General features: G+C 46.1%; 1 protein-coding gene. It reads right to left on the minus strand.

What is annotated here, in order from left to right:
* Nucleotides 1-508 (minus strand): phosphatase (locus R7R24_RS30645; RefSeq protein WP_318120709.1); only part of this gene is annotated, 508 nt, incomplete at both ends.

Raw genomic sequence — 508 nt, forward strand, 5'->3', positions numbered from 1 at the left:
ATCAATATCAAGGTTGTCCATCAGCTCACTGACAAGCTCCAGATTGCCCACATCATGACAAAAGTGCGCATCGCTTCCCGTGGTGAAATACACATCTAACGCTTTGCCGATTTGCGCAATTTCATGGCAACGCTCCACACTGCCAACACGGCTGTTGCCTTTGAGCGTGGTGTTATTGATTTCTATCGCTACATTGTGCTCTTTAGCGCACTTCAGCACTTGTTCAAAATCGAAGTCGAAGTTCGGGTTACCCAAATGCCCTAACGCATCAACGCGACCGCTTTTGATGACATTTATCAGCGCTTCAGTATGTGCTTCTTTATTGGCAGGTGGAAAAACGGGCTCGTGGAAACTGGCAATAACCCAATCCAAATTGCGATCGACGCTTGGCGGAATATCAATTTCACCTTCAATGTTAAGTATGTTGGATTCCACTCCGCGAACGATGGCAACATCTTCAAGAAAACGAGGCAGAATTTTTTGGTTGGAGAAAAACCAGTAGTGAGGC

It is taken from the genome of Vibrio sp. 704 (assembly GCF_033339295.1).